Origin of the sequence: Streptomyces sp. 3330 (genome assembly GCF_031456635.1) — a bacterium.
In the GTDB taxonomy this organism is placed as follows: domain Bacteria; phylum Actinomycetota; class Actinomycetes; order Streptomycetales; family Streptomycetaceae; genus Streptomyces.
On sequence record NZ_JAVDVA010000007.1, the window covers coordinates 341,774 to 357,738 of the forward strand.

Below are 15,965 nucleotides of genomic sequence, written 5' to 3' on the forward strand. Positions count from 1 at the left end.
ACCGCGGGGCCGGCCGGACCGACCGCGCACCGGCCGTCCGGAGCCCGCCGACGTGCAGCACCCCGAGCGGCCGCCGCTCTCCGGCCGCCGCCCTCCGGCAGCCGACGCGGGCCTGGTCCCCTCCCCCGGTCCTCTCCGGTGCCGTCAACACCTGTGAGCGAACTGCCCTGTTGGCCGGGCCGTGCCACAACCACACGGCCAGGGACGTTCCTTCGTTCACGGAATCGCTGGTGCGGACGACGCTGCCGTGTGGTGATCTGGGCACGCACGCCCACAGGTGGGTGACGACGAACGGGGACCCGGCCATGACCACGCACACCGCCCTGCCACCGGAACGCTTCGAGGCCGACCGGCCGCACCTGCGCGCGGTCGCCTACCGCATGCTCGGCTCGCTCAGCGAGGCGGAGGACGCCGTTCAGGAGACATGGCTCCGGGCGACCCGGGCGGACGTCGGCGAGGTGGAGAACCTCAGCGGGTGGCTCACCACGGTCGTCGGCCGGGTCTGCCTGAACATGCTCCGCTCGCGAAGAACACGGCCCGAGGTGGCGCTCGACGCCCAGGTGACCGAGCCGGTGGCCGGGCAGGCGGAGGGCGGCGACCCCGAGGAGGAGGCGCTGCTCGCCGACTCGGTCGGGGTGGCGCTCCTGGTCGTGCTGGACACGCTCGCCCCGGCCGAACGGCTGGCGTTCGTGCTGCACGACCTGTTCGCCGTGCCGTTCGACGTCATCGCCCCGATGATCGACCGGACTCCGGCCGGCACACGGCAGCTGGCCAGCCGGGCCCGTCGGCGCGTCAGGGGCGGCGCAGCCGTCGCTCCGAACGCGCCCTCCGGCCCGGGCGACACCGGAACTCCCCGGGCCTCCGCTCCCGGACGCGGACCCGCCGCACCCGCGTCCGCCGTCGACCGGACCCGGCAACGCCAGGTCGCCGACGCGTTCCTGGCCGCCACGAGGGGCGGCGACTTCGAGGCACTGCTCGCCCTGCTGCACCCGGACGTGGTCCTCACCGCCGACCGCTTCGTCGTCCCGACGCCGGAACCCGTCACGGTCAGGGGCGCGGGGCCCGTGGCCGAGGGCGCGATGGCGGCGGCCGGCCGGGCCCGGTTCACCGGCCTCGCCCTGCTCGACGGCGGGGTCGGCCTCGCGATGGCACCGCACGGCAGGCTGCGGCTGGTCCTGCTGTTCACGATCGCGGAGGGCGGGATCACCCGGATCGACGTGGTGGCGGACCGGGAGCGGCTGGACGGCATCGAGGTGGCCGTGCTCGACACCGTCGGAGCCGACACCATGGACGCCGAAGCCATGGATACGGAAACCATGGACACCGAAACCATGGACGCCGACGGCTGACAGACGGGGGGGGCCGACCGTCCGCACCGGCCCCGCACCCGTTCTCAGAAGGCCAGCACCAGCGAGGCCACCACCGGCGCTGCGTAGACCAGCGGGAACGGCACGTGCGCGAACCAGCGGGCCCGCAGCACCGTGGCGGCGGCGCCGAGGAAGTACAGGATCAGGCCGATCGCGGCGAGCACGCCGACCACGGGCACGAACAGGCCGGCCAGCAGACCGGCCGCGCCCGCGGCCTTGGCCCCGCCGAGCCACGGCCACCACGAGCGCGGCACGCCGTAGTCGGCCAGCGGCTTCACCGTCCACTCGGCGCGGAGGAGGACCGAGGCGGCCGAGAAGCCCGCCATGACGGCTCCGACAAGGGTGACGACGACGTAGGCGGTGGAGTGGTCGGTGAACATCTCAGCAGCTCCTCAGGGGGTTTCCGTCCGTTCCTGCACCCCCCTGACACGGTGCGCCGCGCGAGTGTGACAGCCGCCGGAGACAGTTTTGTGTGACGACGGTCACGCGACGCGGGCGGCCACCTGCCACTTCGACGGCAGCTCGATCCGGGTGCCGTCGGGCGCGTACTCGGTGGTGACGAGCGGCAGTTCACCGGAGGCCAGGACCGTGAGGCCGGCGGCGCGCAGATACCCGGGCACCGCGTCGTCGGCGACTTCGCCGGGGGCGATGCCGTGCCGGAAGATCGGCGCGAGCTTCGGCGGCGGACCGTCCGGGCTCTGCGCCAGTCCGCCGAGGACGGGGCGGGCGGCCTCCGACAGTTCGACGAGGAAGACCCGGCCGCGCTCCCCCAGCAGCGCGGCGATCCCGTCCACCAGCGGCTGCCGGTCGTCGGGCTCGCATTGGTGCAGGACGCCCCTCATATAGACGTTGGTGTCGCCGAGTTCGGCGTGCAGTGTCTCGGCTGCGCCCTTCTCGACCGCGTCCAGCAGCCGGTACGCGGCCTGTCCCGCGGGGTCGGCGCGGCGGGCACGGTCCAGGGCCGCGGCGGACAGATCGGCGCCGACGACGTGCGGGAAGCGGTCGGCGAAGTACCGGGTCTGGGTGCCGTTGCCGCACCCGAGGTCCAGCAACGCCAGACCGGGATCGGCGAGATGGGGTTCGAAGAGGGCCAGGTGGAGGGCGGCGGTCACCTTCGGATCCGCGTCCCAGAACACTCCGCCCGGTTCCTGCGGAGCCTCGCGCCAGAAGCCCTCCCAGGCCTGCCGGTATCGACTCGTCACGCTCATGCACAACTCCCCGGAATGCAAGGCCGATCCGCCGTGAGTGACGGGCGAGTACGGTCTATCGCTCCCCGGCCGGCGCGACAAGCGCGGTGCGCGTTCCTTCACGCCGCGTTCGAGATCCGTCCGCCGCCCGGTGTGCGCCGGTCCGTCGTGCTCAGCGCCCCGCGGGGCGGCGCGGGAGCGTCAGCTCGAACCACACGGACTTCCCCGTGCCGGTACGGCTGGAGCCCCATTCGCGGGCCAGCGCGCTCACCACGCGCAGCCCCCGCCCGGCCTCGTCGCCGGGCCCGGCGCTCAGCAGCGTCGGCAGTTCGTGGTCGTCGTCCTCGACCTCGCACAGCAGGGTGTCGCCGCGGACGAGGCGCAGGGCCACGGGGTTGCTGCGGGCGTGCCGTACGGCGTTGGTGACGAGCTCGCTCACCATGAGCGCGGCGGTGTCCGCCTGCCCGGCCAGGCCCCAGTCGTGCAGCTGTTCGCGGACCACCGCGCGGGCCCGGCCCGCCTGGGCCGGATCGCGGGGGAACCGCCACTCGGCGACGTCGTCCGGTTCGATGCCGTTGAGGCGCGCCATGAGCAGGGCCACGTCGTCCTTGCGGCCGCCGCGGGTGTTGAGGGCGCGGATGATGGTGTCGCAGGCGTCGTCCATGGAGGCGGCCGGGTGGGCGGCGGACTCGCAGAGCGTCGCGAGCCCTACGCCGATGTCCTCGCCGCGCACCTCCACCAGCCCGTCGGTGCACATCACCAGCCGGTCGCCCGGCTCCACGCACACGCGTACCGCCTCGAAGGGCACCCCGCCGACCCCGATGGGCGCCCCGGTGGGCAGTTCGAGGAGTTCGCTGCGGCCGTCGACGGCGCGCACCAGCACGGGCGGGATGTGGCCGGCGTTGGCGAGGTGCAGCTCGCCCTCGATCGGGTCGTAGACCGCGTACAGGCAGGTCGCGAGATAGCTGTCGCCCAGCCGCTGCGCCAAGTCGTCGAGGTTGCGCAGGAGTTGGGCGGGCGGCAGGTCGAGGGCCGCCATGGTCTGCACGGCCGTGCGCAACTGTCCCATCATGGCAGCCGAGTTGAGGCCGTGGCCCATGACGTCGCCGACGACGAGGGCGGTGCGCGCGCCGGGCAGCTTCACCGAGTCGAACCAGTCCCCGCCGACCCGCCCGAGCAACGTGCCGGGCAGATAGCGGGTGGCGATGTCGCAGCCCGCCATGCGCGGCGGGATGTGCGGCAGCATGCTGTCCTGCAGGGTCTCGGCGACGCTCTCCTGGTGGGTGTACATGCGCGCGTTGTCGAGCACGAGGCCCGCCCGGGCGGCGAGTTCGGCGCCGGTGACCCGGTCCATGTCGTTGAAGAGGGCGCGCTCGGGATGGCGCAGCAGGATCATGAAGCCGAGGACGACGTTACGGGCCTTGAGCGGGACGACCAGCATGGAACGGCCGGTGATCAGAGGCCGGATGTCGCGTTTCTCGAACTGCGCGGCGATGGCGTGGCCCATCTGCTCGCTGATGCGCGGCACGAGGACGGGCCGCCCGGTCGTCATGCACTGGAAGAAGGGGGTGTGGGCGGGGAACGGCATGGCCTCGCCGACGGGTACGACGTCGTCCCAGCGGCCGGGTTCGTCGGTGTGCTCGACGGCGACCCGGTGCCACATGGTGGTCGTGTCCGGCACTCCGTCGGGGAACCCCTCCCCGGCGACGACCTGTTCGCGCAGATAGGTGCCGGCGACGTCGGTGAAGCGCGGGACGACGGCTCTGCTGACCTCGAGGACGGTGCGGGAGAGGTCGAGGGAGGTGCCGATCTTCCCGCTGACCTCGTTGAGGAACTCCAGCCGCTCACGGACGGCGACGTACTCGAGGTCCTCGCCCTCGTCGGCGGGCTCCCGTGCGGTGGGCGACCCCTCGGCGGCGGCGCGGGCCGCCCGCTCACGGCGCGCTCTGCGCTCGACGCGCCGGGCCACGCCCCAGTCGGGGGTCACGGGCACCCGGTCGTTCTGGCTGAACTCCAGTATCGGATAACCGAGTTCGAGGATCTGCGCGACGATGCGGGCGCTCTCGCCGACGCTCATGCTCGGCAGGATCTCGGGCAGCCGCCGGGCGAGTTCCGCAGCGCCGGGAAAGTCGGTGTGCAGGGCGAAGGCGGGCGCGATGCGTTCGACGGCCAGGGGGTCGGCCGCCTCGTCCCGGCGCAGTCCCGCCGCGTCCGCGGCCAGCACCAGCAGCCGTTCCGTGCCCGGCCCGACCAGCGGGTACGCCCACCACAGCACGTCGACCCGACCGTGGTCGCGGTCCTGTCCGGGTACGGTCAGCCGGGCCCGTCCGGCCGCCGGGTAGCCGAGGCCCCGGTCGAGGGAGGAGTCGAGGCCGGGCCCGAGTCCGTCGTAGGCCGCGTAGTCCCCGTAGCCGTCGTACCCGCCGTCCGGGAGATCGTCGTCCGGCTCGGGGAGCGCGCCGGAGACGGGGAGCAGGTCGATCGCGGGCCTGCCGAGCGCCTCCTCCTTGACGACGCCGAAGAGCCGGCGTGCGCCGGAGCTCCAGTGGGAGACGAGTCCCTCGCGGTCCACCACGACGACGGCCAGGGGGACACGCCCGGGGTCGGAGGCGGCTTCGGCGCCCTCCGGGCGGACGGACCGCCCGGGCGTTCCGCCCGCCGCGCCGACCGCGCCGCTCGCTGCTCCGCGGCGGGGAGGTGCGTCCCTCTCGGTGCCACGGTCCATGGCCCAGGCCCTCTCTCCCCAGAGCTGTACAAGATCTGTCCCGCCGTCACCACCGTACGGCGCACGTCGCTCGGCATGTGCGGCAATCCTGGAATTGGTTTCGGCGGAGCGCGCCGGGGTACGCCGCCCCTCCGGATGTCCGCTCGCGACGGGATCAGTCGTCGTGGCCGAGCTGGAGGTCGCGTTCCGTGCGTCCGCCGCCCGCCACTTGGAGGACGGTGGCGACCGGCGGGTATCCGGCGGCGACGACGGTGTACTCGCCGCAGGACCGGTCGTCGAAGCGGAAGGCGCCGTCGGGCCCCGTGGTGAGGGTGTCCACGACGTTGCCCGCCGCGTCCAGGAGGGTCACGCGCGCGTCCTCGACGGGTCGCCCGCCGGGGGCGCGTACGGTGCCGCGCAGCAGGGCGCCGCCGGCGAGTTCGACGTCCTGGCGGGTCTCCCGGGCGGCCTGGACGCTGACCGGGACGGCGGCCGGGCGGTGACCGACCGCGCCGGCGGCGAGGGTGTACTCCCCGGCGACGAGTCCGGTGAGGACATAGCCGCCCTCGTGGCCGCTGCGGGTGCTCGCGACGACCTCGCCGTGGACGTCGGTGAGGGTGACGACGGCCTCCCGTACCGGACAGCCGTCGTCGCTCAGGACGGTCCCGGCCAGGCGTCCGGCGCCGCCGAGGACGACGTCCAGCGCGACGGGGCGCTCGCCGACGGCGACGGAGACGGCGCGCGGCCGGTGGCCGCCGGCGGCGGCGATCAGGACGTACGGCCCGGAGCCGGGCGCGGCCAGCGCGAACCGTCCGTCCTCGCCGCTCGCGTCCCGGCCGATCTGGCGCCCGCCCACGTCGATGAGCGTGAGCGCCGCGCGCGGCAGGGCGGTCCCGTCGGAGTGGCGCACCGTTCCGTGGACGGGGACGCCGGCGGTGTGCGGCACGGGGAGCCTCAGGGTCTGCGGCCCTTCCGTGGTCCCGGGGTCCCCGGGCGCGGGACGCGTCGCGGCGCCGTGGGACACCAGCGGCTTCTCCTCGAGGAAGAAGGCGATGAGCAGGCCGAGGACCAGCACCGGCACGAGGTAGAGGAAGATCCTCGGCATGGCGTCGGCGTAGGCGCGGATGTAGGCGTCCCGCAGCTGCGGGGGCAGGGCGTGGACGAGCTGCGGCGTGAGGGACTCGGAGTCCGGGAGGCCGCTGCCCGTGCCGACGGGCAGGCGGGCTCGCAGGGCGTCGGTGAGCCGGTCGGCGAAGAGCGTGCCGAAGACCGCCGCGCCGACGCTTCCGCCGATCTGCCGGAAGTAGGTGTTGGCGCTGGTGGCGGTGCCGAGGTCGGCGGGGCGCACGGAGTTCTGCACGGCGAGGACGAGGACGGGCATCACCAGCCCGATGCCGACGCCGAGGACGGCCATCCAGAGGCTGTACTGGAGCCGGGGGGTGTCGGCCTCCAGCCGGGACAGCAGATACATGCCGAGGGCGGCGAGGGCGCTGCCCAGGACGGGGTAGATCCGGTAGCGGCCGGTGTGCGTGATGAGCTGCCCGGACAGGACCGAGGCGCCGACGATGCCGCCCATCATCGGCAGCATCAGCAGCCCCGACTCGGTGGCGGTGGCACCGTCGACCATCTGCAGGAAGGTCGGCAGATAGCTCGCGGCGCCGAACAGCGCGACGCCGATCACCAGGCCGACCAGCGCGGTGACGTTGAAGACGGAGTCCCTGAACAGCCGCAGCGGGATGAGGGGTTCGGGGGCGGTGCGTTCCACGGCGACGAACAGGACGGTCGCGGACGCCGCTCCCGCGCCGAGGCCGAGGACGACGCCGGAGTCCCAGGCGTGCCGGGTGCCGCCCCAACTGGTGAGCAGGACCAGGCAGGTGGAGGCGGCGGCGAGCAACAGGGCGCCGAGGACGTCGAATCGGGGCTTCGCCGTGGGCTTCGGCAGCTGGAGCACGACGGTGACGACGGCGAGGGTCAGCAGACCGAAGGGGACGTTGACGTAGAAGCACCAGCGCCAGGAGAGGTGGTCCGTGAAGTAGCCGCCGAGCAGCGGTCCCGCGACGGAGGCGAGGCCGAAGGCGGCGCCGATGAGGCCCATGAACCGGCCGCGCTGCCGGGGCGGCACGATGTCCGCGATGATCGCCTGCACGCCGATCATGAGTCCGCCCGCGCCGACGCCCTGGACCGCGCGGAAGGCGATCAGCTGGTCCATGGTCCCGGCCCGCCCGGCGAGGGCGGAGCCGATGACGAAGACCACGATCGCGAACTGGAAGACGCCCTTGCGGCCGAGGAGGTCGCCGAGCTTGCCGTAGACCGGCAGCCCGACGGTGGCGGTGAGCAGGTAGGCGGTGATCGCCCAGGACATCCGGTCCAGGCCGTGCAGTTCGCCGACGATCTTCGGCAGGGCGGTGGCGACGATCATCTGCTCCAGGGCCGCGAGGAGCAGGGCGAGCATCAGGGAGAAGAAGATCAGCCGCACCCCGCGCCGACCGGGTTCCGGCGCAGGCGTCCCGTCCTGTGCGGCAGGCGCCGTGACCGGCTCGTCCTGTGCCGTCATGGTCCCGCCCATGTACCGCTCCCCTCGTCGCGCCTGCGTCGCAGTTCCCGCGTGAAGCGACAACTACGGGCAAGCGCGACGAGTCACGGCGCCGACCCGGTCACAAGAGAGAACCACTCGAACCGGTGAAGAGGGCCAACGCGCGCGAGGCGCCGGGGCGTTGCCCTACTTCTCGACCTCGGCGGCGAGGTTGGCGAGGATCAGGTCGTAGATCCGGTTGAGGCCCTTGGGCGCGAAGGTCTTCTCGAAGAAGCCGCCGATGCCGCCGGCGCCGTTCCAGGTGGTGGTGACGACGACGCGGGACGCGCCCTCGCCCGCCGGGGTGACCCGCCAGACGGTGACCATCGAGGAGTTGCGGTCCTTCTCGACGAGCTCGCCGTCGGTCGGCTCGGTGACCTCCAGGAGGCAGTCGCGGACGCGCTTGCTGGTGGCCTGGAGCTTCCAGTGGACGAGGGTGCCCTCGCCGTCGCCGCCCTCACGCACCTCGTACTCGCTGAAGTGCTCGGGCAGCAGCTTCCCGCGCGATCCGCTGTAGTCGGCGATGGTGTCGAACACCTTCTCCGGATCCGCGGCGACGACCCGCTCGGTGGTGGCCTCGACCTGCGCCATGGGGTTCCTCCAGGTCTGTGTTGCTCAGGGTTGTTCGGGGTTTCTCAGGTTCGGGGCAAGCCAACCACCCCGGTCCACGGCCGCCCAAATCGGGGTCCCGGAAGCGATCGCGGGGCGATCGAAAAGGACCGCCGAACGGTTCCGCGCACGATCATGGGAACACATGTTCTATTGTGGGGGCAGTGCTACCGAGGAGGCGTCATGCGCTGGGACAACCTCACCGCGGAGACCCGTCACGACCGGCCGGCCGACGCCGCGCTGTTCGGCGCGGACGCGGTCACCACCAGGACGTTCGACACGCCCGAGTTCGCCGGCATCACGTTCCACGAGATCCGGGCCCGCTCGATCCTCAACCGGGTGCCCGGCGCCTCCCGGATGCCGTTCGAGTGGACGGTGAACCCCTACCGGGGCTGCACGCACGCGTGTGTGTACTGCTTCGCCCGCAAGACGCACAGCTATCTCGACCTCGACACCGGGACGGGCTTCGACTCCCAGATCGTCGTCAAGGTGAACGCGCCGGAGCTGCTGCGGCGCCAGCTGGCCTCACCCCGCTGGCACGGGGAGCACGTCGCGATGGGCACGAACGTGGACTGCTACCAGCGTGCGGAGGGCCGCTACCGGCTGATGCCGGGCATCCTGTCCGCCCTGCGCGACCGGGCGAACCCCTTCTCGATCCTGACCAAGGGCACCCTGATCCTGCGCGACCTCGACCTGCTGCGGGAGTCCGCCGAGGTGACCGACGTCGGCGTCTCGGTCTCCGTCGGCTTCACCGACACCGAGCTGTGGCGCACCGTGGAGCCGGGCACCCCCGCCCCGCAGCGGCGCCTGGACGTCGTCAGGACCCTCACGGACCACGGGATCGGCTGCGGGGTGCTGATGGCGCCGGTGATCCCCTTCCTCGGCGACGAGCCGGCCCAGCTGCGCGCCACCGTGCGGGCGATCGCGGCCGCCGGAGCCACCTCCGTCACCCCGCTCGCGCTGCATCTGCGTCCCGGCGCCCGCGAGTGGTTCATGGCCTGGCTCGGGCAGCACCACCCCTACCTGGTGCGCCGCTACGAGCGGCTGTACGCGGACGGCGCCTACGCCCCGAAGTGGTACCAGCGGCGGATCACCCGTCAGGTCCACGAACTGGCCGAGGAGTACGGGATCGGCCCCACGCGCGCGGGGATGCCCCGCCGGATCCCGCGGCCCGGGCCGGTGGAGGAGCCGGCCGGGGCGGGACCGACCCAGCTCTCGCTGATCTGAGGGCGTTCGAGCGCATCCGGCGACCCGAACGGGTCAATCGACGGCGGAACAGGTTCTGGCGGACGCTCTTGCCGGGACGATGCGGCAAGGGCCGTGAGCTGTGCGGTCCGACCACCTCCGGCCCCTTCGTCGTCTCGGGAGCACTCCATGAACCAACGCGCAGCCGTGCTGTGCGCTGCCGCCGTCGTCGTGGCCGGGACGGTCACCGCCGTGCCCGCCGCCGCGAGCCCCTCGCCCTCAGCCGAACCCGCCCGCGCGGCGGCGCTCGCCTGGAAGGGCTGCGCCACCGCCGGGCAGCCGAAGCTCCAGTGCGCGTCCCTGAAGGTGCCGCTGGACCACGCCCGGCCGGACGGCGAGCAGATCACGCTGGCGCTGTCCCGCGTCCCGCACACCGCGAAGACGTACCAGGGCCCGCTGCTGGTCAACCCCGGCGGCCCCGGCGGCCGGGGGCTGAGTCTCGCCGGGTTCGTCGCCTCGGCGCTGCCGAAGGCGGTGGCGGCCCAGTACGACGTCATCGGCTTCGATCCGCGCGGGGTGGGCAAGAGCACGCCCGCGCTGAACTGCGCGCCCGGTCACTTCGCCTCCGTGCGCCCGGACTCCGTGCCGGGCACCGAGGCGGTCGAGAAGGCGAACGTCGAGCGCGCGCGGTCGTTCGCGACGGCCTGTGCCAAGAAGTACGCGCGCGTGCTGCCGTACATCGACACGGTCGGCGCCGTACGGGACATGGACGCGATCCGTGCCGCCGTGGGCGCGCCGACGCTCAACTACTTCGGCTACTCGTACGGCACCTACCTCGGCGCGGTGTACGCCAAGCTCTACCCGCAGCGGGTACGGCGCCTGGTCCTGGACTCCGTCGTCGACCCCACGGGCGTCTGGTACGAGGACAACCTCACCCAGGACCTGGCCTTCAACGACCGGCACCGGGCCCTGATGGCCTGGATCGCCAAGTACGACAAGACGTACCGGCTCGGCACCGACCCCGAGCAGGTCGAGACCAAGTGGTACGCGATGCGGGCCGCCCTCGCGGGGAAGCCGGCCGGCGGCCGGGTGGGCGCCTCGGAGCTGGAGGACACCTTCCTGCCCGGCGGCTACTACAACGGCTACTGGCCGCGTCTCGCCGAGGCGTTCGCGGCGTACGTGAACCGCAAGGACGCCGCACCGCTGGTCGAGGCGTACGAGGACTTCGCCGCCGTCGACGCCGCGGGGGACAACGGCTACAGCGTCTACACCTCGGTGCAGTGCCGTGACGCCTTCTGGCCGCGCGACTGGGACGAGTGGCGCACGGACAACTGGTCGGTGTACGCGAAGGCGCCCTTCATGACCTGGAACAACGCCTGGTACAACGCCCCGTGCGCGTTCTGGCCGACCGGGTCCGTGGGGCCGGTGGACCTCGCCAACGGCGAGCTGCCGCCGGCCCTGCTGTTCCAGGCGACGGAGGACGCGGCCACCCCGTTCGCGGGCGGCGCGACGGTCCACGCGCTGCTGCGCGGTTCGCGTCTGGTGGTCGAGGACGGCGGCCAGAACCACGGCATCACGCTGAGCGGGAACGCCTGCCTGGACAAGTACCTGGCGGCGTACCTGACCGACGGCACGGTGCCGCACGGGAGCGGCGGCGCCGACGCGGTGTGCAAGGCGCTGCCCGACCCGAAGCCGTCGGCGTCCAAGGCCGCCTCGCGCACCGCCCACGGCTCGACGCTGCACGGGCTGCTGGGGTTCCGTGGCTGAGCGGTGACCCCGACCCGTCGGGGGCGTTGCCGGAACCCTGGTCCACCATGGACACATGAGCGAACCGACCAGGATCACCGCCCCCGACGGAGTCGCCGCCGCGGCCCAGTACTCGCATGTCGTCATGGGCACCGGCCGGTTCGTGGCCGTCGCCGGTCAGCTCCCGCTCGACGAACACCGCAGGCTGGTCGGCGAGGGCGACCCCGAGGCCCAGGCCCGTCAGGTCTTCGAGAACCTGCGCCGCTGCCTCGCCTCGGCCGGCGCGACCTTCGACGACGTCGTCAAACTCACCTACTTCGTCACGGACATGGCCCACATGCCCGCGATCCGCGCGGCCCGTACCGCCCACATACCCGACGACCGCCTCCCCGCCGCCTCGGCCGTACAGGTCGCCGCCCTGATCCACCCGGACTTCCTGATGGAGATCGAGGCCTTCGCGGTGCTGGGCGCATGACGTCCGCCCCGGTCGTGAGGGACATGGCGCTCGCCGACGTCGACCGCGTCTCCGAGATCCGGGTCGGCCCGCCGCCTCTACGAGCGGGCCGGGCTCCACGCGGACGGCGCCGAGGAGCCCTTCGAGGTGGAGGGCGTCGCGGTGCCCGAGGCGCGCCACCTCGGACACCTGCCCGTTGTACGGCGCGCTCACGCCCGTCGGTCCGGCGCCCTCACCGCTGCCGGGGGATGCGCGCCAGCGCGTGGACGGCCGCCTCCGCCAGCGCCGGGTGGGCCAGGGCGTCGTTGAGCACCGGGCGGGCGCGGTCGTCGGCCAGGGCGCCCAGCCCCTCCACGCAGGCGAGGGCCACCCGCCGGTAGGGATCGTGCGGGCTCAGGCGTCGACGCAGCGTCGTGATCAGCGCGGGGACGGACTCGGGTGCGCGCAGGTCCACCAGCAGCCGGACGGGCTGCAGGGCGTAGGCGACGCGCAGCTCGTTGGTGGCCAGGGCCGCCGCGGCGCGGGCGGTGCGGGGATCGTCCAGCCGGCTCAACGCGTGGGCGGCGGAGGCGCAGCGCGGCGGGTCCCGGTGGTTGAGCAGCAGGACGAGCGCCTCGAAGGCGCGCCGGTCCCTGGCGCATCCGAGCCGGAACGCGGCCAGTTCGCGGGCCCAGAGGGGCTGCCCCGACTCGGTGAGCACGGCCGCCAGTTCGTCGAGGTCCGCGGTGCGCGCCAGGCGCTCGTACGCCGCCGTCGCGCCGGACTCGCGCCGTAAGCGCTCCGTGAGTGATCGCAACTCTTCGTCCATGTGCCGAGCGTAGGGGCTGGGCCGTGCGCGGCGGCGCAAACCGGGCACACGTCCGACGCGCCGGGCTGGGCCGTTCGAGCGAAACAGGTCACATTCCCAGGGGCTGGCGCGCTCGTTACCCACCGGTTAAGCTCATACGAGCGAGTCACCCACTCGCATCACCTCCTCGCGGTGGCCTGGTGACGCAGTCGCCGCGAGAAGTCGGTTCGGTACCACATGTACCGCTGTACGACCCGGCCACGGGACAGGGCCGGTCGGAACCCTCCTTCGCTCCGGGCGTGTGCACGCCCGCGGCGACGGCACCGGGCGTGTGCGCTCGTCAGCCCGGCAACACCCGCAGATCTTCTCCGCATCCGGTGCGCCCAGGCCTCGCAGAGGCCGCCCGGCGCACCCGGGCGCGTTCCCAGTCGTCACCTCATTTCTGGAGTCCCGCGATGGTCGCTCCCCTGTCCGACACCCCTCTGTCCCCGCTCCGGACGATCGCCGTCATCGGCCTCGGCACCATGGGCACCGGCATCACCGAGGTCCTGGCGAAGGCCGGGCGCGAGGTGATCGGCATCGACATCAGCGAGGCCCAGGCCGCGCGTTCCCTCGCCGCGGTGGAGGCCTCCACCGCCCGCGCCGTGCAGCGCGGCCGGCTCACCGAGCAGGAGCGCACGGCGGCCCTGGCCCGCGTCCGCGTCTCCACCGACCTGCGCGCGGCGGCGGACGCCGACCTCGTCATCGAGGTGGCCCCGGAGTCGTACGAGATCAAGCAGCAGATCTTCCGCGAGCTGGACGGGCTGGTGCGGCCCGAGACCGTCCTCGCCACCGGCACCAACGCGCTCTCCGTGACCCGGCTCGCCGCCGACTCGGCGCGTCCGGAGCGGGTGCTGGGCCTGCACTTCTTCAACCCGGCGCCGGCCATGAAGCTGGTCGAGGTCGTCTCCTCGGTGCTGACCGCGCCCACCGCGGTCACCGCCGTCACCAACCTCGCCCTCGACCTCGGCAAGGAGCCGGTCGCGGTCGGCGACCGTCCCGGCTTCGTCGCCGACGGCCTGCTGTTCGGCTACCTCAACCAGGCCGCGGCGATGTACGAGGCCCGGTACGCCTCCCGTGAGGACATCGACGCCGCGATGCGGCTGGGCTGCGGACTGCCGATGGGCCCGCTCGCCCTGCTCGACCTGATCGGCGTGGACACCGCCCGTACGGTCCTGGAGGCCATGTACGCCGAGTCCCACGACCGGCTGCACGCCCCCGCGCCGATCCTGAAGCAGCTCAGCGAGGCGGGCCTGACCGGCCGCAAGGCGGGCCGCGGCTTCTACACCTACGACGCCCCGGGCGGCGCGACGGTCGTGCCGGACGCGCTGACGCCCCTGTCCGGCGCCGGCGGGGCCCCCGGCCGCCCGGTGAGCTCGGTCGGGGTCGCCGGTTCCGGCACCATGGCCTCCGGCATCGCCGAGGTCTTCGCCAAGGCCGGCTACGACGTCGTCCTCGCCGCCCGCAGCGAGGAGAAGGCGCAGACCGCCAAGGCCCGGATCGGCAAGTCGCTCTCCCGCTCGGTCGACAAGGGGCGGCTCACCGCCGAGGCCGCCGCCCAGATCCTGGACCGGATCACCCCGGCCGGGTCCTACGACGCGTTCGCCGACGTCGACCTGGCGCTCGAGGCGGTCGCCGAGGACCTGGAGATCAAGCAGCAGCTGTTCGCGACGCTGGACAAGGTGTGCAAGCCCGGCGCGGTCCTCGCCACCACGACCTCCTCGCTGCCGGTCGTCGCCTGCGCCCGCGCCACCTCGCGCCCGCAGGACGTGATCGGGATGCACTTCTTCAACCCGGCGCCCGCGATGAAGCTGGTGGAGGTCGTCCGCACCGTGCTGACGGCCGAGGACGTCCACGCGACGGTCCGCGAGGTGTGCGGGCGGATCAAGAAGCACGCCGTGGACTGCGGTGACCGCGCGGGCTTCATCGTGAACGCGCTGCTCTTCCCGTACCTCAACAACGCGATCAAGATGGTGCAGGAGCACTACGCCTCGCTCGACGACATCGACGCCGCGATGAAGCTGGGCGGCGGCTACCCGATGGGCCCCTTCGAGCTGCTGGACGTCGTCGGACTCGACGTCTCGCTGGCGATCGAGAAGGTGCTGCACCGCGAGTTCCGGGACCCGGGCCTGGCCCCGGCCCCGCTCCTGGAGCACCTGGTGGCCGCGGGCTGCCTCGGCCGCAAGACCGGCCGCGGCTTCCGCGAATATGCCCGCCGCTGAGGGCATCGGCGACCGGCTCCGCGCCGACGAGGACTGGGGCGGGCTGCTCGATCCCGCCCTCGGGCCCCCGCCCGCCGAGGGCGGGGGAAACCCCGGACAGGCGCACCGAGCTGCGCACATGCAGTACGTTCGGGTCATGCCCCAGCCCGCCAGGTCCACACGTACACCAGCCACGCCCGACGCGCCGGAGAGTGCCGCGGGCAGCCGCGCGGCAGCCCAGCGACTCAAGATGCGCCGAGAACTGGCGGCCGCGGCGATGGAGCTGTTCGCGACCAAGGGGTACGAGGCGACCACCGTCGACGAGATCGCGGCCGCCGCCGGGGTCGCCCGCCGGACCTTCTTCCGTCACTTCCGTTCCAAGGAAGAGGCGATCTTCCCCGACCACGACGACACCCTGATCCGGGCGGAGGCCGTGCTGAACGCGGCCCCGGCGCACGAGCATCCGCTCGACACGGTGTGCCGCGGCATCAAGGAGGTCATGAAGATGTACGCGGCCCGGCCGGAGATCTCGGTCGCCCGCTACAAGCTGACGCGCGAGGTGCCCACCCTGCGCGAGGCGGAGATCGCTTCGGTGGCCCGCTACGAGCGCCTCTTCACCCGCTATCTGCTCGGCCACTTCGACGAGCACGCCCACGACGACGACGCCAACGACGATCCGCTGCTCGCCGAGGTCGCCGCGTCCGCCGTGGTCACCGCCCACAACCACGTGCTGCGGCGCTGGCTCAGGGCCGGCGGCCAGGGCGACGTGGAGACACAGCTCGACCACGCCTTCGCGATCGTGCGGAAGACGTTCGGGACCGGCATCGGGGCCGGCCGCAACAGCGCCGGCGCCGCCCGGCCCGCCCCGGCGGCGGTCTCCGCGCAGGGCGAGGTCCTGGTGACGGTCGCCCGCACCGACGCCTCGCTGGACGAGGTCATGCGCACCATCGAGCAGGCTCTCAAGGAACGCTGAACACCCCGCGGCACCCCTGAGACGCTGTGATGACGGCCACCCCACCGGGTGGCCGTTTTGGCATGTCAGAGCCCCTTTTCACGCACATTTCAGAGGCCGTTCGATCGATCATCGCTCATGTGTTACGTAAAGATTTCAGCT

General features: G+C 73.0%; 12 protein-coding genes. 6 read left to right on the forward strand and 6 right to left on the reverse strand.

The genetic code is table 11. The features are described from left to right. Nucleotides 1-305: 305 nt before the first annotated feature. On the forward strand, nt 306-1,349 hold the full coding sequence (locus tag J2X68_RS15210; RefSeq protein ID WP_310433049.1) for a sigma-70 family RNA polymerase sigma factor: 1,044 nt from the start codon (nt 306-308) through the stop codon (nt 1,347-1,349). Between the two features lie 44 nt (nt 1,350-1,393). Here J2X68_RS15210 and J2X68_RS15215 read toward each other — a convergent pair whose 3' ends face one another. From J2X68_RS15215 to J2X68_RS15235, 5 genes are all read right to left on the reverse strand, one after another. Beyond that, entirely contained in the window at nt 1,394-1,747 is a 354-nt protein-coding gene (locus tag J2X68_RS15215) for a DoxX family protein (protein ID WP_310433050.1), read from the reverse strand. A gap of 102 nt (nt 1,748-1,849) precedes the next feature. Then, complete coding sequence (locus tag J2X68_RS15220) at nt 1,850-2,575, reverse strand: methyltransferase domain-containing protein (RefSeq protein WP_310433051.1); 726 nt, start codon at nt 2,573-2,575, stop codon at nt 1,850-1,852. Between the two features lie 151 nt (nt 2,576-2,726). Continuing rightward, nucleotides 2,727-5,279 (reverse strand): SpoIIE family protein phosphatase, encoded by a 2,553-nt coding sequence (locus J2X68_RS15225; protein WP_310433052.1) that lies wholly within the window; start codon nt 5,277-5,279, stop codon nt 2,727-2,729. Nucleotides 5,280-5,433: 154 nt separating this feature from the next. Continuing rightward, complete coding sequence (locus tag J2X68_RS15230) at nt 5,434-7,824, reverse strand: MFS transporter (RefSeq protein WP_310433053.1); 2,391 nt, start codon at nt 7,822-7,824, stop codon at nt 5,434-5,436. Nucleotides 7,825-7,977: 153 nt separating this feature from the next. Continuing rightward, nucleotides 7,978-8,421, reverse strand: coding sequence for an SRPBCC family protein (locus tag J2X68_RS15235; protein ID WP_310433054.1), 444 nt, complete (start codon nt 8,419-8,421; stop codon nt 7,978-7,980). A gap of 201 nt (nt 8,422-8,622) precedes the next feature. On the opposite strand from J2X68_RS15235, the gene J2X68_RS15240 reads away from it, so the two are divergent. From J2X68_RS15240 to J2X68_RS15250, 3 genes are all read left to right on the forward strand, one after another. Beyond that, the gene (locus J2X68_RS15240; RefSeq protein WP_310433055.1) at nt 8,623-9,666 is read left to right on the forward strand and encodes an Rv2578c family radical SAM protein; all 1,044 of its coding nucleotides are present in this window, start codon (nt 8,623-8,625) and stop codon (nt 9,664-9,666) included. 147 nt (nt 9,667-9,813) lie between these two features. Then, nucleotides 9,814-11,391, forward strand: a complete 1,578-nt coding sequence (locus tag J2X68_RS15245; protein WP_310433056.1) for an alpha/beta hydrolase — start codon at nt 9,814-9,816, stop codon at nt 11,389-11,391. Nucleotides 11,392-11,446: 55 nt separating this feature from the next. After that, nucleotides 11,447-11,845 carry a RidA family protein gene (locus tag J2X68_RS15250; RefSeq protein ID WP_310433057.1) on the forward strand — a complete coding sequence of 133 codons (399 nt, stop codon included), beginning with the start codon at nt 11,447-11,449 and terminating at the stop codon, nt 11,843-11,845. A gap of 211 nt (nt 11,846-12,056) precedes the next feature. Here the strand turns inward: J2X68_RS15250 and J2X68_RS15255 are convergent, their stop codons facing one another. Beyond that, a complete protein-coding gene (locus tag J2X68_RS15255) occupies nt 12,057-12,632 on the reverse strand; it encodes an adenylosuccinate lyase (RefSeq protein ID WP_310433058.1) in 576 nt (191 codons plus the stop codon). 434 nt (nt 12,633-13,066) lie between these two features. Between J2X68_RS15255 and J2X68_RS15260 the strand changes: the two genes are divergently transcribed. Both J2X68_RS15260 and J2X68_RS15265 read left to right on the forward strand, forming a co-directional pair. After that, on the forward strand, nt 13,067-14,872 hold the full coding sequence (locus J2X68_RS15260; RefSeq protein ID WP_310433059.1) for a 3-hydroxyacyl-CoA dehydrogenase family protein: 1,806 nt from the start codon (nt 13,067-13,069) through the stop codon (nt 14,870-14,872). Nucleotides 14,873-15,008: 136 nt separating this feature from the next. Next, nucleotides 15,009-15,824 carry a TetR family transcriptional regulator gene (locus J2X68_RS15265; protein WP_310433060.1) on the forward strand — a complete coding sequence of 272 codons (816 nt, stop codon included), beginning with the start codon at nt 15,009-15,011 and terminating at the stop codon, nt 15,822-15,824. Nucleotides 15,825-15,965 lie beyond the last annotated feature (141 nt).

Bases quoted from the DNA above. Each gene is read 5' to 3' on its own strand.
- J2X68_RS15210 (WP_310433049.1), top strand. From the start codon at position 306: ATGACCACGCACACCGCCCTGCCACCGGAACGCTTCGAGGCCGACCGG.
- J2X68_RS15215 (WP_310433050.1), bottom strand. From the start codon at position 1,747: ATGTTCACCGACCACTCCACCGCCTACGTCGTCGTCACCCTTGTCGGA.
- J2X68_RS15220 (WP_310433051.1), bottom strand. From the start codon at position 2,575: ATGAGCGTGACGAGTCGATACCGGCAGGCCTGGGAGGGCTTCTGGCGC.
- J2X68_RS15225 (WP_310433052.1), bottom strand. From the start codon at position 5,279: ATGGACCGTGGCACCGAGAGGGACGCACCTCCCCGCCGCGGAGCAGCG.
- J2X68_RS15230 (WP_310433053.1), bottom strand. From the start codon at position 7,824: ATGGGCGGGACCATGACGGCACAGGACGAGCCGGTCACGGCGCCTGCC.
- J2X68_RS15235 (WP_310433054.1), bottom strand. From the start codon at position 8,421: ATGGCGCAGGTCGAGGCCACCACCGAGCGGGTCGTCGCCGCGGATCCG.
- J2X68_RS15240 (WP_310433055.1), top strand. From the start codon at position 8,623: ATGCGCTGGGACAACCTCACCGCGGAGACCCGTCACGACCGGCCGGCC.
- J2X68_RS15245 (WP_310433056.1), top strand. From the start codon at position 9,814: ATGAACCAACGCGCAGCCGTGCTGTGCGCTGCCGCCGTCGTCGTGGCC.
- J2X68_RS15250 (WP_310433057.1), top strand. From the start codon at position 11,447: ATGAGCGAACCGACCAGGATCACCGCCCCCGACGGAGTCGCCGCCGCG.
- J2X68_RS15255 (WP_310433058.1), bottom strand. From the start codon at position 12,632: ATGGACGAAGAGTTGCGATCACTCACGGAGCGCTTACGGCGCGAGTCC.
- J2X68_RS15260 (WP_310433059.1), top strand. From the start codon at position 13,067: ATGGTCGCTCCCCTGTCCGACACCCCTCTGTCCCCGCTCCGGACGATC.
- J2X68_RS15265 (WP_310433060.1), top strand. From the start codon at position 15,009: ATGCCCCAGCCCGCCAGGTCCACACGTACACCAGCCACGCCCGACGCG.